This window comes from Fannyhessea sp. (genome assembly GCF_986145555.1).
Genome location: NZ_CFRCNA010000006.1, coordinates 1 through 22,522 on the forward strand (window position 1 = coordinate 1; position 22,522 = coordinate 22,522).

Genomic DNA, 22,522 nt, shown 5'->3' on the forward strand with positions numbered 1-22,522 from the left:
AAAAAGGTGGGCGACATGCTGGAATTTGGTGGATTATTTGGTTCAGCTCCTGTTATGAAACTCAACACGTTTGCAGGAAATGTTTTTGCGCATCGAAAAGGTCAATTCCCTGCGCCTTTAAACTCACTTAAAAATTAGAAAACAAAAGCTATTGAATAATTCAATAGCTTTTGTTTGTTAGACAATTCCAGTTACTATTTGCTATTCCCACAAATAAAGTTAGGATTTAGATACCAAGTTACATGCGATTTTGTTTTATTGCATCAACAATGGTAGCTGCACTTGCCATATTTGCCGCCATCGCATCGCGAGCGTCTTGATATTTTGTAAGCGCATCAATAATCTGAGACTCAAACTCATGCACATGATTAGACTCAAAAAAGGGAAATTCAACAACTTGACCGATTCCTGAACGTTCGTAAGCGAAACTTGTTTTAATTCCACTAAAAAACAAAAGAGCACCTATAACAATCAAAATACTTGCGCTGAGACCTTTAGAAATAGAGCCAATACCATTTAAAACCAGCAGAAGACCAATCACCATAGGAGCAAGCTTATAAGAGGTACCAACACTTACATTTGATACTGTTTGTAAGGGAGAGTTGTCAACGTGCTTGCCAGCTGGTATGAAACCAAGAATAGTATTCGGAATAGAAACGCGAATGAAATTCTTGTCCACACTCATATTACCCTTTATCCATGGGAAAACGAGGCTAACTGCAAATGAGTTATTCTCATGTTTAAGATCAAGTTCCTGTGCCATATTAAATCCTTTCTGCAATAAGTCAGCATTGACAACAAGAAAAAGCAAGTCACATACAACAAAAATGCTTAGCTCAATGCCTCACTGACCAAAATCCTACCCCCCCCCCAACAGATTTGGTCAAGTGCTTTTTAATAAATTGCCGGACAAATATTTTTGCGATTTTTGAACTCAATTGCTATATAAACGATTTAGGAAGTATATTTAAAAAAACTCCCAATCTTATCTAGGATTGGGAGACTCTAATTAGATATCTACTATGTAGACTTATTCGCCTAAAAAGCGCACTTCGGGCTCAAGGTCAACATCAAATTGACGTTTAATTTCGGCTTGAACATGCTCAATAACATTATGAACATCACGCGCGGTTGCGCCGCCTAAATTAATAACAAAGCCAGCATGCTTAGTTGAAATTGCTGCATTTCCCGATTGATAGCCACGCAACCCTGCCTTGGTTATTAAAGGACCTACAAAATGGCCAACAGGGCGCTTAAACGTTGAGCCAGCACTGGGGTACTCAAGTGGTTGTTTTTCTTCTCGTTTTGCTGTTAAATCGTCCATTTTTGCACGAATTTCAGACGGATCGCCTTCGCGTAGGGTAAATGTTGCCGACACAACCACTAATCCATCATCTTTTACGCGTGACTGACGATAACCTAAATTAAGCTCTTCTGCTGGAATAACGCAAAGAGTTCCATCGGGCATAAGTACTCGTACAGAAGTTAAAATATCGGCAATACACCCATCATATGCACCTGCATTCATAAAACAGGCACCACCAATAGAGCCTGGAATGCCACAGGCAAACTCAAAGCCAGTGAGCCCTAACTCACATGCCATTTCTGACGCTTCGCGCAAACTTACGCCTGCCTGACAAGTCATTTGACATTCGTTAATAGAAACATTAACTAAACCATCTGCAATTGCAATAATAACGCCGCGATAACCAGCATCTCCAACAAGCAGATCTGATCCACGACCTAAAATAAAATAGGGAACTTGTTCGTCTTTACAAATCTTAACGAGTGATTGAACATCTTCGGGCGTATCGGGAATAACAAAAATATCAGCAGGACCACCTATTTTAAAAGTTGTATGCTCACTCATGGGCTCATTACATACAACGTTGTCCTCGCCTACAATAGCTTGAAATTTTGCAGCTAAAGCCTGCAAATGATCGGCACTGTCAGACATGCCTTTGTCACACTCCTATCTTTGGTGGTTTTCACCATCGGATATACAGTTATATGCATCTTCACAAGGCAACAGGCGCTTGCCGTATAAGAGCAAACACAGCCTCGGACGCGACACATATTTCATTAAATTTTAGTATAAATATAATCCTGGGTAAATGCTTATACCGATAAAACATGTTCTGAAGCCTTGTAAAACGCGCTAACCGCGCGGTACACCATGCTGCTTTGTGACGATAAACACGCATAAAACCTTTGTGGTTGCGTGATTGCATTTCTTACAACAGTTTGACAGCAGGTTTATGGATGTATTTACATGGAGCGTTCCCGTGACTTTACAAACTCATGATATCCGTGATAGGGTAAGACCGTAAGTTTCAGGGCGGGGTGCAAATCCCCACTGGCGGTATAGTGCACAAAGCACAAAGCCCGCGAGCCTTTGTGGCTGACTTGGTGAAATTCCAAGGCCAACGGTTATAGTCCGGATGAAAGAAACGAGGATAGCGCTATGCAAGATCTTATAACACCATCTCAAGATACCGCGAACAACAAACAACCTGTCCAAGACACACAACAGGCATATTGCAATTCAAATTTATCAAAATCTGCATACGCTGAATCGATACACAACAGCACCTATAGAGGTCAAGGTTGGTCGACGCAGCGCATTGCAATTACGGCTCTTTTATGTGCTGTTTCGGCAATTTCTACGCTTGTTTTAGAATTTCCTATTATGCCTGGAATCACGTATCTTAAATACGATCCATCGTGCGTTATTGCCGTGCTTGGAGGCTTATTATTTGACCCCGTTGTTGGCTTAACTATAAGCATTATTCCCTATCTTGTACACGTTGCAACTTCATCGGGCATATACGGAACAATCATGGCAATTATAGCTGCGGTTTCATATGTCATGCCGCCAGTTTTACTCTATCGTTGGCACAAAACGCAGCATAGCCTGATAGTTGGATTACTTGTGGGAAGCATCTGTTCAATTATTGTATGCATTGTAGGTAATCTGCTTATAACACCACTCTATACAGGTATGCCCATAGCAGCAGTTACAGGTCTTATCGTTCCCCTTATTATCCCCTTTAATGTTATAAAATCTGTGCTTAATAGTGCACTGGCGCTGGCTCTTTTTGTCCCTGTGTCGCGTGCGTTTACACGCAGTACCAAACACTAAAGGCTAAGCGTGTACACATGCAAACTTATCATCATGCCAAACAAAATAATATGAACGCACCAATCATTCAGCTTGAACATGTGTCTGTTTGTTATAACAAAACGTTTTATGCACTAAAAAACATCAATTTGTCAATCAATGCAGGAGAACGTGTATGCATTTTGGGTGCAAATGGTTCGGGAAAATCAACGCTTGTGCGCGTTATCGCTGGACTTATGGCACCTGACCAAGGGCATGTTTGCCTGCTTGACCATTGTGTTTTTGCGCAAGGAGCCAAAAACTTGTTTGCCTATGCGCACGCACAAGAACGTTTGGGGTATGTGTTTCAAAACCCCGATGAACAGATTATTAACAACGTTGTTGAAGATGACATTGCGTTTGGTCCAGAAAATTTAGGCGTTTCCCCTCATGAGATTGATCGTCGTGTACAACGGGAGCTTTCTCGTTTTAACCTCGGTGATTTGCGACTTAAAAATCCTCATCAACTCTCAGGCGGACAAAAACAAAGACTCGCCCTCGCAGGCGCACTCGCTATGGATCCTTACGTTCTTATCTTGGATGAGCCAAGCGCGCAGCTGGATGTGGCAAGCAGAAAAACACTCAATAGCCTGCTAAAACAGCTTTCATGTGAAAAAACAACCATCATTCATATCACGCATTTTATGGACGAAGCACTTGAGGCTGACAGGGTTGTGGTCTTAGACCACGGCCACATTGTTGCAGATAATACACCGCGGAAGGTATTTTGCCGTGACAAGCTTCTTCGCGATATAGGTCTTGACCTTCCCTTGTCAGCACAAATTTCTAACCTGTGTCATGCTTTTGGCTATCCAAGCGCTGTTGACATGACGCCTGATGACCTGGCAAAACTGCTGCATACATGCATAAATACCAATGCTCAAAGAGACACGGCGGAATGTGGAGATGTGCATACATACCAGCATGCAGCCGCAAACATGCAGGAAACAAATACACAAACTCATCTGACGCATAGTTCTTTAGAAGCGCAAGCATATGCCGTAGAGGCACAATCACTTGGCTTTTCTTATCAGCAAACAAGTAAAGCGGCACTATGTAACCTTAACTTTAAGATTAGATACGGAACACGCGTTGCATTTATAGGACAAACAGGCTCGGGAAAGTCAACGCTGCTCCGTTTGATAAGCGGTCTTGAAAAACCAACACAGGGAAATTTGTTCGTAGGCACCCGATCGCTTAAGTTAGCACGTGAGCGTCGATATATTCTAGGACGCGTTGGGTATGTTATGCAAAATCCCGAATTACAGCTTTTTGGTCAAACGGTATATGACGATGTGGCACAAGGCCCGCGCAATCAAGCACTTTGCGCGGCTGATAGTGCAAGTCGGACAAACGAAGCGCTTGAAGCGGTAGGAATGGCGCACAAAAAAGATGCTGCGCCTGACGAGCTTTCGCGCGGCGAGCAGCGTAGATGTGCAATTGCTGGCATGTTGGCAATGAAGCCTAAGCTCATACTTATGGATGAGCCAACAAGTGGTTTAGATCCCCGTTCGTGCGCAGATATTAACGATTTATTAGCTCAACTTAAAGGTTCGTTTACTCTTTTGGAGGCCACGCACGATATGAATGAAGCCGCACAATGTGACTATGTTTTGGTGCTTCATCAGGGTCGTATAGTGGCACAGGGCGCACCCTCAGAAATCTTTACCTATGAAAAAGAAGACATGTTGAAAGCGTGGGGGCTTGGATTACCAGATTCCATGATCTGGGCGAAGCCTTGCCTTACTATACTTGGCAATGAAAGAGAGCACCTACGCACCACCGCAGGCTTTATGCACGTGCTCAAGTCTCTTTTGAGCAGAGCAGCCACATCCTGTGAAAGCAATCAAACAAATACAGATTCATCTACATGCGCCCATGCGATACCCAACGAAACGAGCATGTCATGACGCATATTAACGATAATCACCAACCAGACACGTTCTCATGTATACACCGCTTGGATCCACGCACTAAAATTCTTGCGCTGGTTATACTCACGTTTTCAATTTTTAGCATATCAACCTTTACCGATTTGCTTATACATGGCGCACTCATTGTTGTTATCACTTTGTTGGCACATATTTCACTGTTAGAACTTGCGCGCTCTTGCAAACACTTCCTAGGAATTATTATCGCTGTTGGTATATGTAACATGATTTTTATACAACAAGGAGAAGTTCTGGTATCCTTGGGATTTTTTACGCTTACGCGCGGCGGAATTGCACTTTCGTGCTTGTATTCGCTACGTATACTATGCGCGCTCACTCTAGGTGCAGTTCTCATTCGCACCACATCTACCGTGCAGATATGCAATGCATTTGAAGCCTTTTTGACACCACTTGCACGCATTGGTCTTCCCGCGCGCGAGATTGCCATGGTGTTTTCGCTCATGCTGCGCTTTATTCCGCTTATTGCATTTGAAGCCACTTCTCTGAGCGAAGCTCAACTTATTCGCGGTGCGCGCTGCCAAAAAAACACTCTCAAAAGCCAGTTTCATATCATGAGCTCTACGTTAACAGCTTTACTGGCTAAAACGTATCAACATGCACAAGGCTTATCACAAGCATTAGATGCGCGTAATTATCGCGCGAGCGCTGCACGAACACAATGGCACCCTCTACATTTCGCACAACTTGATATACAATGTGCCGTATTTCTGATAGTTTTCATTTCCTTGCGCATTGCTTGCATATTCATGAATATATTTCCTCTGTAGCCTCTTCGTAGCTACGCTAAGCGCACAAATACGTAACGCAATGCTTGTTCATATAACTTTGAACTGCTCGCTTTTTTGAATTGCTACGCACGAATGAACTCTTCCCATGTCGTTGGTGAAAGCGCTCACACATGCACATACAAACCCATACCATTAACGGAATACAGCGTATCGTTTACCTAAATGCACGTATATCTTGTTGGCACAAAAATATAATTAATCTCGTATACAAAGGGCATAAAGAAGGAGGGGTACCCATGAAGGGTTATGCTATGCTCAAAATTGGAGAGTCTGGATGGATCGAAAAAGACGCTCCCAAATGCGGTCCGCTTGACGCAATTTGTAAGCCATTAGCTGTTGCGATATGTACGTCCGACGTGCATACGCTTTGGGAAGGCGCTATTGGCGATCGTCACAACATGATCTTGGGTCACGAATGCTGCGGCGAGGTTGTAGAAGTTGGTGAACTGGTAAAAGACTTTAAGCCTGGTGATCGCGTCTTGGTTCCTGCAATTACGCCCGACTGGAACTCCCTTGAAGCACAAGCAGGTTATGCTATGCATTCGGGAGGCATGCTTGCAGGTTGGAAATTCTCTAACTTTAAAGATGGTGTTTTTGGAGAGCTATTCCATGTTAACGATGCAGATGGCAACCTTGCACATCTTCCTTCAAACATTTCTCCTGCTGACGCGTGCATTCTGTCAGACATGGTTCCCACAGGTTTTCATGCAGTCGAACTTGCAGACGTCCAATTTGGCGACACAGTTTTAGTTATTGGTATTGGTCCAGTAGGCCTTATGAGTGTAGCAGGTGCTGCCCTTCGCGGAGCATCGCGTATTATTGCTGTTGGAACTCGTCCAAAATGTGTTGAAGTTGCTAAAGGTTATGGCGCCAACGAATTTATCAATTATAAAGACGGCTCTATCTCTGAACAAGTTCTCAAAATGACCCAAGGTAAAGGCGTGGATCGCGTTTGTATTGCAGGCGGAAATTGCTCCACCTTTGAAGAGGCTGTCAAAGCCTTAAAGCCTGGTGGAAAAATTGGCAACGTAAACTATCTTGGTTCAGGTGAATTTGTTACCATTCCTCGTGTTGAATGGGGCGTTGGCATGGGCCACAAAGATATTCGCGGTGGTCTTATGCCTGGAGGTCGTTTGCGCATGGAGAAGTTAAGCTCACTTGTTTCTGCAGGTAGATTAGACCTTCACCCCGAGATAACGCACCTTTATCATGGTTGGGAACATCTCGAAGAGGCAATCTTTACTATGCGTGAAAAACCAGTAGACCTCATTAAGCCTGTTGTTGTTTTGGAAGACTAAAACAGACAAGCTTTGCACCATTTAAGGCCATAATGCCCACAAACTGCCCAGTGCGGTTTGTGGGTTTTCTTACCGCTTACACAATCCAATTTCTTATTACTCACAGCACGGGCGTATACTATACAAAATGATTGTTTACTAACGTCTTAACGTACAGAAAGCGGTGTGACTATGGAACAGCATCAATGTGTTCTAGTAACAGGCGGAGCAGGATTTATTGGAAGTCATACCTGCGTTGTCCTTTTAAGTGCGGGATATGATGTAGTTATTGTAGATGACTTATCAAACGCCAACATACATGTTCTTGACCGTATTCACACCATTGTAGGCGATGAAGCATTTACACATCTTACGTTTTACCAGGCAAATGTTTGTGATGCAAGCGCACTTGATTCGGTATTTAGCAAACATCCCATCTCAAGTGTTATTCATTTTGCAGGATTTAAAGCTGTTGGCGAATCGGTTTCTAAACCAGTTGAATATTATTCAAACAACCTTATGTCCACGCTGGTGCTTACCCAGGTAATGAAAAAACATGGCTGTCGCTCTATTATTTTCTCAAGCTCGGCAACGGTCTACGGCGATCCTGATTCGCTTCCTCTTACCGAAGAAAGCCCAAAGAAAAATGCAACCAATCCTTACGGCTGGACAAAATGGATGATCGAGCAAATTCTGAGCGACATCGTTGTAGCCGATCCTACGTATAATGTTGTACTGCTTCGTTACTTTAACCCCATTGGCGCTCACCCATCAGGACTTATAGGCGAAGACCCACGCGGCATTCCCAATAATTTGTTGCCTTATGTAGCTCAAGTTGCTGTTGGTAAACGCGAATACGTGCATGTTTTTGGCAACGATTATCCAACGCCCGATGGAACAGGTGTTCGTGATTACATTCACGTTATGGATCTTGCAACAGGTCATCTTGCAGCACTTCGTTGGATGCAGGGCAAACAAGGCTGCGAGGTGTTCAATTTGGGCACCGGTAAGGGAACGTCCGTGCTCGAAATTATTCATGCATTTTCCGAGGCGTGCGGCAAAGAGCTTCCCTATAAAATTGAACCCCGTCGACCAGGTGATGTTGCAACTAATTATGCAGATTGTAGCAAGGCGTATAAAGAAATGGGCTGGAAAGCGCAATACGATATTATGGACATGTGTCGCGACGGTTGGAAATGGCAATCAAGCAATCCATCGGGTTACGAATGTTAAATACTCAGTATGAAAAAAGTGCACATGAAAGCTTAGCGTTTACTACGTTTTTGCAGGAAACGCTGCCTTATATTGTGCACGCGCTTACACAGAGTCTGCAAGAGCCCTTAGGCTCTCAAGCACAGTCAGATTTGAAAGCATACCTCTACCAGCCTCTTGCACACTTTACCGTGAACGGCGGAAAATTAATTCGCCCAGCGCTGTGTGTATTGGGAGCTTATGCATGTGGATATGAAGGTATGCTTAAAGACAACTGCAGTATACAAAAGTCTGTATCAGATACACTCCTTCAGATAAGTTGCGCGTTTGAGCATTTTCAAGCGGCAGCGCTTATTCATGATGATATAGCTGATGAGAGTCTTCTGCGCCGTGGTGAGCCATGTTTGTATCGAGTACATGGAACAGGTCTTGCCACCAATATGGGTGACAGCGCACTTGTACATGCACTAGAATGCATAAATTCGCTTTCGGGCATTTCTGATGAATTGCGAGTTCGGCTCATAAAAGAATTTATAACTATGGAGAAGCACACCATAGAAGGCCAAGCGCTTGATGTGGGCTGGTCAAACGAGAATCGTTGGGATATTTCGCTTGATGATTATCTCTATATGGCAACATCAAAAACAGCATATTACTCCGCAAGCACGCCCCTTGTTATAGGAGCACTCTTTGCTGGCGCAAACCAAGAGCGCAGCGAGGCTCTGCGAGCTTATGGACTACAAGCAGGCTTAGCATTTCAGTTGAAAGATGATGAGCTTAACCTTTTTGGCGATGCAAACAAACTTGGAAAAGACCTCCGAAGTGACATCGTTGAAGGTAAACGAACCTATCTCACGCTGTATGCACTTTCGCACTTGAACGCACTACAAAGTGCGCAGCTCAAAGAAATTTTAACCAAGCCCCATAATTCGCCAGATGAACTAGACGAGGCATGCGCCCTCATAGAAGCATCAGGCGCGCGCACGCACAGTCATAACCTTGCGCGTTCTTTAGCACAACAAGCTGATGCATGTATAGATGAAAATCTTTTCTCTAAAGACACCGTTGCTATTTTGCATGCAATGACCGCATTTTTTATTCAGCGGAATGCATAGGGAATGCATAGGGAATGCATAAGGGATGCATAAAGGGAGGTTTAGTCGTAAGCTCGTATTCAACCGTGCCAAATTGCTCAAGCAAAACATGTACACGTTCACAATCACATATGAACACGCGTACACTTGGAGCTTGTTTCGTTGTTTGTTCGTGAAAACGTTCGCAAATTCTAAAACTTTCGAATATATCATGGAGTTTTTTTATACAATACGAATTGGTTATGTTGAACTATAACCCACACTATTGCTCGCATGAACACTACCAAGCTGAATGCCTGCGTCTATAAAGTAGCATTGAGCTCATAATAGCATGTTACAAGGAGGATCTATGAACCCGATTCGTGAAGGGTCAACGGGAGCGGCTGTTGAGGATATTCAAAGCCGGCTAACACGCCTGGATTACGCTATCGATTCATCTGAAATTAAACAACAGCACTTTGGCGCGTCAACTGCACGCGCCGTGGGAAAATTTCGCCTAGATCATAATCTTTCGCTGAGCTCAGACGTAGACGAGCAAATGTGGTCAGAGCTTGTAGACGCATCATATACCATGGGCGATCGCACGCTTTACTTGCGTTTACCCAACTTTCACGGAAACGATGTTAAACAGCTACAAACATGCTTGAATATCTTAGGTTTTTCCTGCGGAGAAGCCGACGGATATTATGGTGTCCATACCGAAGCTGCAGTTAAAGAATTTCAGGAAAGTCAAGGCTCTCTTGGTGATGGCATGGCATTTCAGGATACCTTTGATGCAATAGAACGTCTTCATCACGTATGGGAAGGGCAAAAAACCTCATCGGTACAAGTGATGGGAAAGATGACATTTTCTCGCGCAGCCGATGTGCTCGAGCGTATACACATAGGTCTTACCGCACAGGATCCCATCTCAAGAAATATTGCTGGTAGAATATGGAATCTTGCTTCAGCAACAAGCGAGAAAAGTGGTATTACCCTGCTTGAAACTATTGATAACGCTCCTCAAAATTTAACGAGCATCTTTGTGCTCTCCACCGAAACCCCTGCAAAAGATTCTCATGTGCAAAGCGTGCCAACACTTTCGTGCGATAATATCGAAACGCTTCCGCAACGCCTTCAAGCGGTTTGTTGCGATGAATGCACAAACGCGCACGTTGTTAGGCTGGAGCTGCCCGAAGGTTTAAGCTATGACGGAACGTTTACCACTTCGGATGCACAAACTATTGCTGTTATGCTTCTTGACGCGCTCTGTGCAACGTATGCTTTGTAACAAACTAACAAGGCTTGCAAAGCAGCTCTAACAACATACAAAGTGCATGATTATAAACGAAGGAGCGCACAACATACGACCCTTTTGTGTGCGCCTCTTGAGATATAGAAATGTCGCTACTTCCTACTTGCACGCTATACAGAAATATGATAGTCTACTAAAGCGCACAATGGAGCATCGTCCAATGGTAGGACACAGGTTTTTGGTACCTGGAATGTAGGTTCGATCCCTGCTGCTCCAGCCATTGTTTATGAATAGTCAAGCTTTTGCTTGGCTTTTTTATTAGCTTTGTTGCTACAAAGCCTCCACTCTCAATTTTTTTATGAGGTTTTTTATTAGGTTTGCTTTTATGCCGCTTTATACACCGCTTTATATTCCGCGTCACTCTTGACTTTTTTGTTTTATTTTCTTCTCTTTTATATCACTCTTTTATAAATCATAAAATGTGAGATACTAATGATGTTTCTATACACAATGTATTGAAAGGCACGTCGTATGCCCATGACTGCAATCATCCTTGCTGCTGGCGAGGGTAAACGCATGAAATCTCACCACTCCAAAGTTATGCATAAATTACTTGATAAGCCACTTATTTGGTGGACGGCTCAAGCAGCACAACAAGCAGGAGCTACTCACATCATCATAGTAGTTGGTCATAAAGGAGAAGAAATACGTTCGTATTTTGACAAAATTAACTTTAAAGACCAGGTGCAACAACTTACTTTTGTAGAACAGCGCGAACAACGAGGAACAGGTCACGCTGTTCTTTGTGTAAAGGAGCAATTAGGCGGCTTTCAAGGTCCTGTTGTCGTACTTTACGGCGATTCGCCTTTAATTACTCCTCAAACTATACAAAATCTTGTTTCATTTAATAAAGAGCACCATAATGCCTGCTCTGTTATAAGCATGACACCTCCCGACTGCACGGGATACGGTCGCCTTACCTTTGAAAACGACCAAATTTCACAGATTATAGAAGATAAAGATTGCACCCCGCAGCAACGCGAACAACTTACTGAATGTAATTCGGGTGTGTACTGTTTTTGCGGTGGACGTCTTTCTCAACACATAGATGAGCTCACCTGCGACAATGCCCAGCACGAATACTATATCACCGATATGATTGGGCTTTATCGCAAGCTTAAACAACCAGTAGCCGCACTTCATATCAAAGATTATCGTGAAGCTTTAGGAGTCAACAGTCGCATACAGCTGGCGCAATTAACTAAAATTATGCAAATGCGTATCAACGAACGCCTTATGGAACAAGGTGTAAGCATGCTTGATCCGCAACAAGTATGGGTTGGTCCCGAAGTGTGCATTGGCCAAGACTGCGAACTTTTACCTCAAACGTTTTTATGGGGCTCAACACATATAGGATCAGACTGCGTTATTGGCCCTCAAAGCAGGCTGACAAATGCAACCGTAGGAAACGGGTGCGTGGTAGACGAAACAGTTATTGTGGACTCATGCATTGACGATGGTGTGGTTTGCGGACCGCGTGCATATATTCGTGGCAATGCTCATCTAAAACATAATGCTAAAGCAGGAACTCATGTAGAAATTAAAGGCTCAGAAATTGGGGAGCGCTCAAAAGTTCCTCACTTGTCCTATATCGGCGATGCTCGTTTAGGATCTGACGTTAATATTGGTGGCGGCTCTATTACCTGCAATTACGACGGCAAGCACAAAAGCCATACCGAAATTGGCAACCACGTATTTATCGGAAGCGATACTATGATGGTAGCCCCTGTTACTATTGGAGACAATGCACTTATTGGTGCAAGTTCTTGTATTACCAAGGACGTTCCTGCAGGATCACTTGCAATAGAGCGTTCTTCACAGCTCATAAAAAAGGATTGGGCAAATCAGTATTGGGATAAGCTTAAGAAAGAGGACTAAGCATGTACGAAAAACTATGCGAGCCAACTGCGTATCAAAAAGAGATCAAGTTGTATGCCGGTCATGGTGCAACCGAGCTTTCTGAGCGCATTGCAAATGTTTTACATCTTCAGCTTCAAGGTTTGACGCTTAACCAATTTGCAAACGGTGAAATTTACGCACGTTTTATGGAATCCGTTCGCGGCGATGAAGTATTCTTCATTCAAAGTATTGCAGGTAAAAATGTTAATGATTTGCTGATGGAAACCCTTATTGTTGCAGATGCCGCTTCACGCGCATCAGCTGCAAGCTTTACCGCGGTTATCCCCCACTACGGATATGCACGCCAAGATCGTAAAGCTTCCTCACGCGAGCCTATTACCGCACGTTTGGTTGCTAACCTGCTTGAAGCTGCAGGAGTAGATCGTATTATCACGGTTGATTTGCACTCTGGCCAAATTCAAGGATTCTTTGATATTCCTGTAACGCACCTAACGGCTCTTTATCTGTTTGGTGATTACTTTAAGAAAAAAGATTTTGACTGGGATAACACCGTAGTTGTATCGCCAGATATGGGACGCGCTAAAGTTGCCAAAAAACTGTCTGATTATCTGGGCTGCGAAGTTGCCATTGCGCATAAAAGTCGTCCAAAGCATAACGCCGCCGAAGTTATGGGCATTATTGGTAACATTAAAGGCAAAACGTGCATTATTAACGACGACATGATTGATACCGCAGGTACTTTAGTAGGTTCTATCACCAAGCTTAAAGAAATGGGCGCAGGAGATATTTACGTTTCGGCAACACATGGTGTGTTCTCGGGAGAGGCCATTTCTCGTCTTGAAAACGCTCCTATTGTTGAATGCGTGGTAACAGACGCAATTCCTTGTCCTGTAGCCAACACACCTGGTTCTAAGATTAAATCAATAACCGTTGCAGATACTGTGGCAAATTGTATTTACAACGTTTATACCAACCATTCAGTTTCTGAATCAGGTGCTGGAAACTCAGAGATGTAGCTCGTTTGATGTCCCGCGACAATCTTTTTACACCAAAACATATCCCAACACAGATATCATGCATTATTGGTTTGGGAAATCCTGGAGCAGAATATGCGCGCACGCCTCATAATATTGGCTTTGAGGCGTGCGACGCGCTCGCGCGCAACTTGCATGCCAGCTATTGGAAATCTCAAGCAGGATGCTTAGTAGCAGCAGCTTCACGCGCTGATGGCTCGATGGTATATATCGCAAAACCACAGGGTTATATGAATACTTCTGGAGGACCTGTTTCAAAACTTTTGCGTGAACTTAAACTCACTACACGTGATATTCTTGTGCTCCACGATGACTGTGACATGGATTTAGGAAACGTAAAGCTCAAATGGGGCGGCGGACTCAACGGGCACAACGGTTTACGCTCGCTTGCGCAGAAGCTTCAAACTTCTGATTTTGCGCGCCTTAAATGCGGAATTGGCAGGCCATCGGGGCGTATGAGCTTAGCCACCTATGTTCTTACGCCCGTGCGCGGCAAGCAGCAAGAACTTTTTGACGTTGCGGTAGATGCAGCGTCGGTGACTTGTCAAAAATGTCTGGCAAACGGCTTCCAAAAAACTCTTGCCGATAATTCATAAAAATATTGCTAGTATTGGTATAAAGATTTGCATTCGGTACATCGTTAAAGGGGAACGTTGTGCCACATGTGATGCGCATACATTGGGGGATGTGTGTTGTCATCAAGGAGAGGATCATGTGCAATGTATAAAATTCTCGAGAAAAAACAATACTCAGAAAAAGTGTTTCAATTTCGCGTGTACGCTCCCGAAATTGCCAAACACGCTCATGCTGGCCAATTTTTAATGGTTCGTGCCGACGAAACGGGAGAGCGCGTGCCGTTTACGCTTGCCAACTGGAATGCGCAAGAAGGCTGGATCGAATTCATTTTTATGTGCATTGGGAAAACAACCTACCTGCTTTCACAATTTGAGGCAGGTCAGGAACTCCTTGATGTAACAGGCCCTTTAGGCAAACCAACAGAAATGCATGAAGGCCGCTGGGCAGTCATTGGCGGCGGCGTAGGATTGGCAATTGCTTTCCCCGTTGCAAAGCTGTTATCCAAAGCTGGATGCGAGGTACATGCTATTATGGGCGCGCGCTCTAAAGAACTTTTATTGTTAGAGCCGCAGTTCAAAGAGCTATTACCTCAAGACCATATTCACATTACCACCGATGATGGCTCATATGGCGAGCAAGGCGTAGTTACCGCTCCGCTTGAGCGTCTTTGCAGCCAAGGCGCTATCGACCGCGTTTTTTGCGTAGGCCCTGTTCCTATGATGCGCTTTTCGACCATGACCGCACAAAAATACAACGTTCCTATTATTGCCTCCCTTAACCCCATTATGGTAGATGGAACCGGAATGTGTGGCTGTTGTCGTGTTGAAGTGGGTGGACAAACAAAGTTTGCATGCGTAGACGGCCCTGATTTTGATGCAACGCTTGTCGACTGGGATGACCTGCGCGCACGACTTGGCGCCTACCGACAAGAAGAAGCCGAATCGCTTGAAGCATACGAGGAAAAGAGTCGGTCATGCCCGAAGTAAAAGATCGTTGGATTCCCAACATGAAAGCCGATCGTGTGGCCGATAACGAAGAGCCTGCAGAACTTCGCGCAAAAGATTTTCGCCCTGTTGATAAGGGTTTTACGGTTGAAATGGCTCATGCTGAAGCGCAGCGTTGTCTTCGTTGTAAAAGGCCGCTGTGCGTAGAAGGCTGCCCCGTAAATATCAATATACCTGCATTTATACAAAAGATTTACGAAGGAAAATATGGCGAAGGCTTAGATATTATCCATGAACAATCTTTGCTCCCTGCAATTTGTGGGCGCGTGTGTCCTCAAGAAACACAGTGTGAAGGCGTTTGTGTACGAGGACGCAGAGGCAAACCGGTTGCCATTGGTCAGCTTGAGCGCTTTTTAGGTGACCGAAGTGAGCTTGCTGGTGCACCCAAAATGAAGGCAAAAAATGGTAAAAAAGTCGCCATCATTGGATCGGGTCCTGCAGGTATAGCATGCGCTGGCGAGCTTGCCCGTAACGGCTTTGATGTCACCATTTTTGAAGCCTTTTTTACTGCTGGCGGTGTGTTGGTGTATGGTATTCCCGAATTTCGTCTTCCTAAAAAGATTGTAAAACGAGAGATAGATGGCCTTAAAAAACTGGGCGTAACGTTTGAATACAACTCGGTTATGGGTCGTTTGGCAAATGCGCAAGAACTTTTGGACGAAAAAGGTTTTGATGCGATATTTGTAGGAACTGGTGCAGGTTTGCCCAAGTTTCTTAACATCCCAGGAGAAAACTTACCAAACGTCTTTTTTGCTAATGAATATTTAACACGTGCAAATCTTATGCAAGCAAACAATTTTCCTACCTTTGACACGCCTACCAAACACGGCCGCAATGTAGTTGTGTTTGGTGGCGGAAACGTTGCTATGGATGCAGTTCGCACGGCTAAACGTTTAGGTGCAAAACGTGCGATTATTGCCTATCGTCGTAGTGAAGAAGAAATGCCTGCTCGTAAAGCAGAGCTCCACCATGCCAAAGCAGAGGGCGTTGAAGTAATGCCTCTTGTTGCGCCTGTAGAATTTATTGCAGGTGATGATGGCTGTGTTTGTGGGGTAAAGGTTCAAAAAATGCAATTGGGCGAGCCCGATGAATCGGGACGTAGGCGCCCTATTCCTATTGAGGGCGCACTTGAAACCATAGCGTGTGATGTTGCCATATCAGCTATTGGTACTAACGCTAATCCATTTGCAAAACTTATTGGCGGCATGGAGCTTAATAAATGGGGCTATATTACCGCCGACGAAGACGGGCGCACATCCAATCCGCGCATATGGGCAGGTGGCGACATTGTAACTGGTGCAGCTACGGTTATTTTGGCGATGGGTGCTGGTAAACGCGCTGCCGCCAGCATAACTAAGACTCTTCTTGCCTCATAAACACGCCTTTTGGGCATTTGCGGTAACCTTGTATAAATTTAACCACTCGTTGCAGGCTTGTGTAAAACTACTACATGGTAGCGTGTTTGCTGCTTTATCTTGTGTAGTTTAACGCTTCATAATCACCTTGATACATCGTGCATCAAGGTGATTTTTTTCTTGACATATATAAATTGCTCCTGTATAAAATAGAAAAGGAGTTTATATGACATCACGCTCATTGATATATCGGCTTAATCTTATGCATAAAGTTTTCTGATACATTGAAGCCGATTGGGGCGCTGCATACCCCAATCCCGTTGTAGGTACATGGTGATGCTATGAAAACCAAGACTAAACTCATTGAGGGCTTTGACTCCCGTTTATTGATAGGATATTTAAGTCCGTTAGTTTTTCTTACAAGCGCGGAAATTTACAGTGATTTACTCCACGTGATGTATATACTTGCAATAAGTGCTTATGCACTTTACAGCTGGTATAAACTATCCTGCGAAAGGTATAACAAAACGTATATACATACCAAAGCAAAACGCCTTTTGGTAATGCTTCCCGTGCTTATAATCCTATCGGTACTTGCACATCTTGTAGATAGTATATGGACCGTTCCAGGCTACATTCTGCCATGTGCCATGGGATATTGCGCTTATGCATACGTAATTAACAAAAAATAGTAGAAAAAGCGCGAACACAAGCTCGTTATGTTTTGAACAAGACAAACGTTGTGGTGCCTGCACTATGCAGTGCGCCACGACTCATCAGCAGGATTATCTCTAAACGCCAAAAGACGAGCCTCGTCGGACGGTTGAATATAGCCTTCCTCAACAGCAACTTTAACCAAGGTGTCTAAATCACACAAACTTGTGTTGGTAACATGAGCTGCTGCCAAACGTTCAATACCTTTTTGCATACCATAGGTAAATATGCTTACAATACCCAAAACATCGGCACCAAACTCGCGTAATGGATTAACGCAATCCAAAACGCTACCACCTGTAGAAATAAGATCTTCGATAACCACACATTTTTGTTGAGGCTCAAGATGACCTTCAATTTGGTTTTTGCGGCCGTGATCTTTGGCAGAACCGCGAACATATCCCATAGGAAGCCCAAGCCTATCTGCTGCAATTGCCGCATGCGCAATGCCTGCCGTAGAAGTTCCCATAAGGATCTCTGTCTGAGGGTACAGCTGCTTAACCAGCGCAGCAAGTGACTCATCAACCAGCGTTCTGGTAGCAGGATAGCTTAAAGTTAAACGATTGTCGCAATAAATAGGGCTAATAATTCCACTTGCCCATGTAAACGGATGCGAAGGATTAAGGAACACGGCCTTCTCCGCCAACAGCGCATGAGCAATTTCTTGTTTTGTTGCAAGTGTAACCGATGCCATAGTTTATCTCCTCATAACTTATCGCCGTGCTTTAAGCAAAGCAAACAAATGTGCATTGTGACGTTTAACAAACGAAATAAATTTACCTTCTTGATAGCAAAGACGTGCATTTTTGCGCCTGATAGGAACAAGCATAAGCTCCATCATTTTAGAACGAGGATGCGCAAACATAACAGCTTTTTGAGCCTGCGACGTAGAAATCATATCTTTAATGTGCTGCAGCTTTTGGGGTACCGAAAGCGTACAAGCAGGATTGCAAACATTTTCGATACATCCAATAAGCCGCTCAATATAGCGTCTTTGAATCATCTCAAAGGCATGAGGTTCGTCGTGCAAATTCCAGTGTTGATATAAATCGCACATCCACGCGTGCTCTTCTTCGCGCTTTTGGTACATGTCTTTGCGCCAACGCGCGGTTTCAGACTCTTTACGTGCGCGAATAAAATGGTAGTACGGCTGCGACAATACGCCCACTTTTTCACAATCGCGAATATAATCAAGCACAAAAGGAAAATCATCCCAAAACGTATTACGAAAACGTGCATGTATTGCCTCTATGCGCTCGCGCAAAAAGAGCTTATTCCACGGCGTATAGAGCTGATTTTCATCAAAAAGTCGATATGCCAACAGCCTAAACTCGTCTCTAGAAGAAAAAACCTTTGTTTTGCAATGCTTGATTTCGGTTGTAAACTGATTATCGCGTCCATAATACGTATCAATATAAAAACCAGAGATTACCAGCTCAAGACCATGCTTTACGGCGTAGACATACATATCTTCTAGCATGTGATTGTCTGCCCAGTCATCGGCATCCATAAACATAACGTATGATCCGCGTGCTTTGTCCAACGCAAAATTACGAGCCGCAGGCGCACCAGCATTAGGTGTATGAAAAACGGTAATACGTGTGTCTCGCATTTCAAGGGCATCTAAAATGGCGCCCGTTCTATCGGTAGAACCATCATCTACAACAAGCAGCTCAAAGTTGGTAAGCGTTTGCTGCTGCAAAGATTCAACGGCACGCTGAACATACCCCTCTACATTGTATGCAGGCATGATAACTGAAATTTTAGGCGCTTTTGGAGCCATATTTCGTACTCCTATACACAAGCTCTATCCCTTATTGCACATCTAGTATGGAATACTTACGCCATAAAGTTGTGTTGAAGCAGTGAACAGCACGCGAATTACAAGACAAATACAAAATTCGATGAGCGTGTGAAAATGGCGCACGAAAATGTGTGTGCGTTGCAGCAACAGACGTTAAGTACGTGTCTTGCGCATGTGTGTTATTTCCTGTGTTGTGTCCTGTGTTGTGTCGCGCGCTTCAGCGCGTATATGCATGCTCCAAACTTTATTCATTGCTCCACGGTACCAGCAAGCCGGCAGGATAACCCACGTGCTCAAGCGTAAGACCTTGCGCAGGTGCAGTCATTGCCGCGGCGGTTCTGGTTTGTTGTCTTAACACATCTTGGATCCAATCGGGTTGGCGCGCGCCTCGACCCACTTCTAAAAGCGAGGCGGTTATAATGCGCACCATATTATGCAAAAATGCATTACCCGTTATATCCAGGCGCAAAATCTGCTCGCCCACGATATAATCGCGAGAAACCTTAATGCTTGTTAAGCAGCGGTTAAGCGATAAACCTTGCTCCTCTAAGAGCTGAGCAGAACTGGCTTTACAAAAACTTTTGAAATTATGCTCACCCGTGAGATACTCCCCCGCTGCGTTCATATCGTCCATACAAACATGAGGAATATTTTTTACCCACCATACAAATTCATGAGTAAGAATAGGCTTAAGCGGACCGAGCGCAATGCGGTATGTGTAGCTTCGCTCGCGTGCGCTAAAACGAGCAGAAAAGTCGAGCGGTGCACGATAAAGCGTTCTAATTGAAATATCATCGGGGCATAAGCCACTAAGTGCGCTCATAATTTTATGCTTAGACATGCCGAGCTCACTTTGGGTGATTGGAAAACTCACATACTGAGCGTGTGCGTGCACACCAGCATCGGTTCTCCCTGCACAGGTAAGCGTAATGTTTCGTCTCAAAAATGTAGAAAGAGCGCGCGTAAGGCAACCCTCAACGCTTCGAACTGACTCGTTTTGAGCTGCATATCCACAAAAATGAGTACCTACATAGCCAAAACGTATAACAAGGGTTGCGACAAAAGGATCAAATTCAGATGTGCGTGCAGTGCATGTTGCGTGACCATCAGCGCTCGCGCGCTCGATGGCAGATGAGACACTCGTTTCGCGCGAGGCGTCTGCTTTATGCTTATCGTTCATAAAACCTCACTTATGCATTTTCGCTTACGTATTTTCGCTTGTACATCTCTGCTTATGCAGTTAGAACACCATCAGTATGACACAGCCGATCACAAAAACACAGAGGTTACATGCCCATGCACCACGCGCAAGAGGCTGCGGCAAACGTCGCGCCTGACCGTTATATCCGTGTTCCTTCATTGACAACGCTTGAAAGGCTGACATCCTAAAAAAACGAATAACCAGTGGTACAAAGACACTTATCCATGCGTTCAGGCGCTTTTTAAGAGATACGTTATGAAACGCAACACCTCGAATTTGCTGAGAAATCATCAGCATGCGCACCTCGCGCATAACGGGAGGAAAAGAACATAACGTCATAGACATAATGAGTTCAATATGGTCAACAGGGATATGTAAAAATCTGAATGGCGATAGCAAACTTCGTATACAAATCACTGTATCAAGAACCGTGAACCGTGTTGCAATGCTTGTGCAAATCATAATCATGCATAAAATACGGCTTCCAACCATTGCAGTTCGTATAATGCCCGATATTCTAAACCCAAAGTTACCCAGTATAACCATATCGGGACTGCCAAAAACTAAGCCGTTAAAGAGCAGAGATAGCACCGTAAACCAAACAAACGGCAGAAAAAAGATAGTTGTTTGCCGCGTAAAAATTTTTGATGTATACGCATATATAAACGCTAGAACAACACAAATCGCAAGACCATACCATGTGTGAACGCACCACAGCAGCACAAAAAATAGAAGTGACACGCAGACGACAAAGCGTATATCGCTCCAGGGCGCGCAAACGTATGCCCAAAAACCCGAAGGACAAGCAGGATGTTCGTTTGTGTAGGGTTTAGAAACTATGGTAGTGTCTTGTGTCATGGTCTGTCTCATCATGTGCGTTTTGCTTGCTACTGGTTGTGCCGTGCTGTAAGAAGCACCGTTTTGCTTGCTGCTGGCTGTTCCGTGCTGCAAGCAAAACCGTTTTGGCTGCAGCGCCAGCTCTCTCCCCTTTAGCACTTCTCGCGTCGAAATTTAAGCCGCCACGATTTCTCTTGCAGATATTGCACTATTTTAACGGTTACGTTCCAACACAGCATTGCCAGTGCGGCAAAAACTATTGCTAGGAGTAATCCTGCTAGTAATGCGTACACACCCGAAACTTCATGGTCAAAAAATACAAACACCATGTCATTAAGCAAAGGGCTTGGCCAAATCCCCTTTATAAAACCTAATGCGGCACACAAAATGCTCATCGCACTTGCAAAGCTAAATGATACCGCTAAAACTGCAAGCGTTGGAATAATCGAAATCCAAAGCATCGAGGCAAACGAATAAAATCCTAATACTTTCATGAATTGTGAAAGAGAAAATTCTTTATTTTGGACAATAGACGCCCCCATGTAATTCAAGGCAACAACTTTTGCCGGCTCCATTTCGGCAAGTATGTCTTCCTCACGCTGCCCATTATTCAAACGCTCGTAAAAAGAGCTTTTAAGCTCGCTTAATATATCCGTTTTTTCTGAAACAGGCATATGTATTAAATATCGATCTACCTGCGACAGGTATTTTTCGAGGCGCTTGCCAAGTTTTTTATTCATGATGTCCGCCTTTCTATGCATGCTGACAACTAAACTATCTTTTAAGTGAAGTTACGTAATAGCGAGCGCCCTGCAATCATCTGTCTAATTGTCGGCAACAGTGCTGTTTTGTTTGGTGGGGTCAACTCCTTGTTCATCGAGACCACCTCTAACTATTGGTATTACTTGTCTTTAGTTTAGAAATGCTTTGAGTAAGTACGTTCCAATCACTATCTAATTGATTTACATACAAAGTGCCTGCTGGCGTTATCCGATAATACTTTCTAGCAGGAGTTCCTTCATCTATATGTTGCCAATAGGACTCAAGATAACCGTTTTTTAATAATCTTCTGAGCAGCGGATAAATCGTGCTTTCCTTGGTCTTAAGCATGGGGTAGGTATTAAGCATCTGGATCAAGTCATAGCCATAGCGATCTTTTTGAAGTATTAAAAGCATGAGGACATATTCCAATGTTCCTCGTTTGATTTGCGATACCCATTCCTCATTCATTGCAAAACCATCCTGTTTTAAGCCCGCCGCATGTTGTCGTGCCTCTTAGTAAATGCGTTCTGTACATGTATTCTTAGTGTTAGTACAGATGCACACGCGCTTGGTGTATATGCATATTCGCAGTTATTCT

21 protein-coding genes, 1 tRNA gene and 1 riboswitch are annotated in these 22,522 nt (G+C 44.0%); of the genes, 14 read left to right on the plus strand and 8 right to left on the minus strand.

Annotated features, from left to right (window positions below):
* Positions 1-238: 238 nt before the first annotated feature.
* Together AC5GD6_RS02035 and murB are read right to left on the minus strand one after the other, a co-directional pair.
* A complete protein-coding gene (locus AC5GD6_RS02035) occupies positions 239-763 on the minus strand; it encodes a DUF2892 domain-containing protein (protein WP_276770211.1) in 525 nt (174 codons plus the stop codon).
* A 267-nt stretch (positions 764-1,030) separates the two neighbouring features.
* A complete protein-coding gene (murB, locus tag AC5GD6_RS02040; RefSeq protein ID WP_048596348.1) occupies positions 1,031-1,957 on the minus strand; it encodes a UDP-N-acetylmuramate dehydrogenase in 927 nt (308 codons plus the stop codon).
* 368 nt (positions 1,958-2,325) lie between these two features.
* Positions 2,326-2,457, plus strand: a riboswitch (FMN riboswitch).
* 7 nt (positions 2,458-2,464) lie between these two features.
* On the opposite strand from murB, the gene AC5GD6_RS02045 reads away from it, so the two are divergent.
* From AC5GD6_RS02045 to AC5GD6_RS02110, 14 genes are all read left to right on the plus strand, one after another.
* The gene (locus AC5GD6_RS02045; protein WP_311439001.1) at positions 2,465-3,142 is read left to right on the plus strand and encodes an ECF transporter S component; all 678 of its coding nucleotides are present in this window, start codon (positions 2,465-2,467) and stop codon (positions 3,140-3,142) included.
* Between the two features lie 17 nt (positions 3,143-3,159).
* Positions 3,160-5,070, plus strand: a complete 1,911-nt coding sequence (locus tag AC5GD6_RS02050; RefSeq protein WP_491846125.1) for an ABC transporter ATP-binding protein — start codon at positions 3,160-3,162, stop codon at positions 5,068-5,070.
* Positions 5,067-5,879, plus strand: coding sequence for an energy-coupling factor transporter transmembrane component T family protein (locus AC5GD6_RS02055; protein WP_491846126.1), 813 nt, complete (start codon positions 5,067-5,069; stop codon positions 5,877-5,879). The genes AC5GD6_RS02050 and AC5GD6_RS02055 overlap by 4 nt, the downstream gene beginning before the upstream one ends.
* 257 nt (positions 5,880-6,136) lie before the next feature.
* Complete coding sequence (locus AC5GD6_RS02060) at positions 6,137-7,198, plus strand: NAD(P)-dependent alcohol dehydrogenase (RefSeq protein WP_010241304.1); 1,062 nt, start codon at positions 6,137-6,139, stop codon at positions 7,196-7,198.
* 171 nt (positions 7,199-7,369) lie between these two features.
* Positions 7,370-8,410 carry a UDP-glucose 4-epimerase GalE gene (galE, locus tag AC5GD6_RS02065; RefSeq protein WP_491846127.1) on the plus strand — a complete coding sequence of 347 codons (1,041 nt, stop codon included), beginning with the start codon at positions 7,370-7,372 and terminating at the stop codon, positions 8,408-8,410.
* Entirely contained in the window at positions 8,404-9,504 is a 1,101-nt protein-coding gene (locus AC5GD6_RS02070) for a polyprenyl synthetase family protein (RefSeq protein WP_491846128.1), read from the plus strand. Before galE ends, AC5GD6_RS02070 begins: the two co-directional genes overlap by 7 nt.
* A 328-nt stretch (positions 9,505-9,832) precedes the next feature.
* The gene (locus tag AC5GD6_RS02075; RefSeq protein WP_491846129.1) at positions 9,833-10,753 is read left to right on the plus strand and encodes a peptidoglycan-binding domain-containing protein; all 921 of its coding nucleotides are present in this window, start codon (positions 9,833-9,835) and stop codon (positions 10,751-10,753) included.
* Positions 10,754-10,923: 170 nt separating this feature from the next.
* Positions 10,924-10,997, plus strand: a tRNA-Gln gene (locus tag AC5GD6_RS02080).
* Between the two features lie 251 nt (positions 10,998-11,248).
* Entirely contained in the window at positions 11,249-12,655 is a 1,407-nt protein-coding gene (glmU, locus tag AC5GD6_RS02085) for a bifunctional UDP-N-acetylglucosamine diphosphorylase/glucosamine-1-phosphate N-acetyltransferase GlmU (RefSeq protein ID WP_491846130.1), read from the plus strand.
* Positions 12,656-12,657: 2 nt separating this feature from the next.
* A complete protein-coding gene (locus tag AC5GD6_RS02090; RefSeq protein WP_276799053.1) occupies positions 12,658-13,653 on the plus strand; it encodes a ribose-phosphate diphosphokinase in 996 nt (331 codons plus the stop codon).
* Positions 13,654-13,661: 8 nt separating this feature from the next.
* A complete protein-coding gene (pth, locus tag AC5GD6_RS02095) occupies positions 13,662-14,267 on the plus strand; it encodes an aminoacyl-tRNA hydrolase (protein ID WP_061103249.1) in 606 nt (201 codons plus the stop codon).
* A gap of 123 nt (positions 14,268-14,390) precedes the next feature.
* Positions 14,391-15,233, plus strand: a complete 843-nt coding sequence (locus tag AC5GD6_RS02100) for a sulfide/dihydroorotate dehydrogenase-like FAD/NAD-binding protein (protein ID WP_491846131.1) — start codon at positions 14,391-14,393, stop codon at positions 15,231-15,233.
* Entirely contained in the window at positions 15,221-16,627 is a 1,407-nt protein-coding gene (gene gltA / locus AC5GD6_RS02105; RefSeq protein ID WP_311439008.1) for an NADPH-dependent glutamate synthase, read from the plus strand. The genes AC5GD6_RS02100 and gltA overlap by 13 nt, the downstream gene beginning before the upstream one ends.
* A gap of 320 nt (positions 16,628-16,947) precedes the next feature.
* Positions 16,948-17,298 carry a hypothetical protein gene (locus AC5GD6_RS02110; RefSeq protein ID WP_491846132.1) on the plus strand — a complete coding sequence of 117 codons (351 nt, stop codon included), beginning with the start codon at positions 16,948-16,950 and terminating at the stop codon, positions 17,296-17,298.
* 62 nt (positions 17,299-17,360) lie between these two features.
* Here the strand turns inward: AC5GD6_RS02110 and pyrE are convergent, their stop codons facing one another.
* The 6 genes from pyrE to AC5GD6_RS02140 all read right to left on the minus strand — a co-directional run bounded on the left by pyrE (position 17,361) and on the right by AC5GD6_RS02140 (position 22,392).
* Complete coding sequence (pyrE, locus tag AC5GD6_RS02115) at positions 17,361-18,014, minus strand: orotate phosphoribosyltransferase (RefSeq protein ID WP_416432225.1); 654 nt, start codon at positions 18,012-18,014, stop codon at positions 17,361-17,363.
* Positions 18,015-18,032: 18 nt separating this feature from the next.
* Positions 18,033-19,103: a glycosyltransferase family 2 protein gene (locus AC5GD6_RS02120; RefSeq protein ID WP_061103253.1), complete on the minus strand. Its 1,071-nt coding sequence runs from the start codon at positions 19,101-19,103 to the stop codon at positions 18,033-18,035.
* A 265-nt stretch (positions 19,104-19,368) separates the two neighbouring features.
* Positions 19,369-20,304, minus strand: coding sequence for a tRNA pseudouridine(38-40) synthase TruA (gene truA / locus AC5GD6_RS02125; RefSeq protein ID WP_491846133.1), 936 nt, complete (start codon positions 20,302-20,304; stop codon positions 19,369-19,371).
* A 60-nt stretch (positions 20,305-20,364) separates the two neighbouring features.
* Positions 20,365-21,183, minus strand: coding sequence for an energy-coupling factor transporter transmembrane component T (locus tag AC5GD6_RS02130; RefSeq protein WP_491846134.1), 819 nt, complete (start codon positions 21,181-21,183; stop codon positions 20,365-20,367).
* A 131-nt stretch (positions 21,184-21,314) separates the two neighbouring features.
* Positions 21,315-21,902: an HAAS signaling domain-containing protein gene (locus AC5GD6_RS02135; protein ID WP_491846135.1), complete on the minus strand. Its 588-nt coding sequence runs from the start codon at positions 21,900-21,902 to the stop codon at positions 21,315-21,317.
* A 148-nt stretch (positions 21,903-22,050) separates the two neighbouring features.
* Positions 22,051-22,392 (minus strand): PadR family transcriptional regulator, encoded by a 342-nt coding sequence (locus tag AC5GD6_RS02140; RefSeq protein WP_491846136.1) that lies wholly within the window; start codon positions 22,390-22,392, stop codon positions 22,051-22,053.
* Between the last annotated feature and the right edge of the window lie 130 nt (positions 22,393-22,522).

Excerpts from the sequence above, each read along its gene's own strand:
- AC5GD6_RS02035 (WP_276770211.1), bottom strand. The coding sequence starts at position 763 with ATGGCACAGGAACTTGATCTTAAACATGAGAATAACTCATTTGCAGTT.
- murB (WP_048596348.1), bottom strand. The coding sequence starts at position 1,957 with ATGTCTGACAGTGCCGATCATTTGCAGGCTTTAGCTGCAAAATTTCAA.
- AC5GD6_RS02045 (WP_311439001.1), top strand. The coding sequence starts at position 2,465 with ATGCAAGATCTTATAACACCATCTCAAGATACCGCGAACAACAAACAA.
- AC5GD6_RS02050 (WP_491846125.1), top strand. The coding sequence starts at position 3,160 with ATGCAAACTTATCATCATGCCAAACAAAATAATATGAACGCACCAATC.
- AC5GD6_RS02055 (WP_491846126.1), top strand. The coding sequence starts at position 5,067 with ATGACGCATATTAACGATAATCACCAACCAGACACGTTCTCATGTATA.
- AC5GD6_RS02060 (WP_010241304.1), top strand. The coding sequence starts at position 6,137 with ATGAAGGGTTATGCTATGCTCAAAATTGGAGAGTCTGGATGGATCGAA.
- galE (WP_491846127.1), top strand. The coding sequence starts at position 7,370 with ATGGAACAGCATCAATGTGTTCTAGTAACAGGCGGAGCAGGATTTATT.
- AC5GD6_RS02070 (WP_491846128.1), top strand. The coding sequence starts at position 8,404 with ATGTTAAATACTCAGTATGAAAAAAGTGCACATGAAAGCTTAGCGTTT.
- AC5GD6_RS02075 (WP_491846129.1), top strand. The coding sequence starts at position 9,833 with ATGAACCCGATTCGTGAAGGGTCAACGGGAGCGGCTGTTGAGGATATT.
- glmU (WP_491846130.1), top strand. The coding sequence starts at position 11,249 with ATGCCCATGACTGCAATCATCCTTGCTGCTGGCGAGGGTAAACGCATG.
- AC5GD6_RS02090 (WP_276799053.1), top strand. The coding sequence starts at position 12,658 with ATGTACGAAAAACTATGCGAGCCAACTGCGTATCAAAAAGAGATCAAG.
- pth (WP_061103249.1), top strand. The coding sequence starts at position 13,662 with ATGTCCCGCGACAATCTTTTTACACCAAAACATATCCCAACACAGATA.
- AC5GD6_RS02100 (WP_491846131.1), top strand. The coding sequence starts at position 14,391 with ATGTATAAAATTCTCGAGAAAAAACAATACTCAGAAAAAGTGTTTCAA.
- gltA (WP_311439008.1), top strand. The coding sequence starts at position 15,221 with ATGCCCGAAGTAAAAGATCGTTGGATTCCCAACATGAAAGCCGATCGT.
- AC5GD6_RS02110 (WP_491846132.1), top strand. The coding sequence starts at position 16,948 with ATGAAAACCAAGACTAAACTCATTGAGGGCTTTGACTCCCGTTTATTG.
- pyrE (WP_416432225.1), bottom strand. The coding sequence starts at position 18,014 with ATGGCATCGGTTACACTTGCAACAAAACAAGAAATTGCTCATGCGCTG.
- AC5GD6_RS02120 (WP_061103253.1), bottom strand. The coding sequence starts at position 19,103 with ATGGCTCCAAAAGCGCCTAAAATTTCAGTTATCATGCCTGCATACAAT.
- truA (WP_491846133.1), bottom strand. The coding sequence starts at position 20,304 with ATGAACGATAAGCATAAAGCAGACGCCTCGCGCGAAACGAGTGTCTCA.
- AC5GD6_RS02130 (WP_491846134.1), bottom strand. The coding sequence starts at position 21,183 with ATGACACAAGACACTACCATAGTTTCTAAACCCTACACAAACGAACAT.
- AC5GD6_RS02135 (WP_491846135.1), bottom strand. The coding sequence starts at position 21,902 with ATGAATAAAAAACTTGGCAAGCGCCTCGAAAAATACCTGTCGCAGGTA.
- AC5GD6_RS02140 (WP_491846136.1), bottom strand. The coding sequence starts at position 22,392 with ATGAATGAGGAATGGGTATCGCAAATCAAACGAGGAACATTGGAATAT.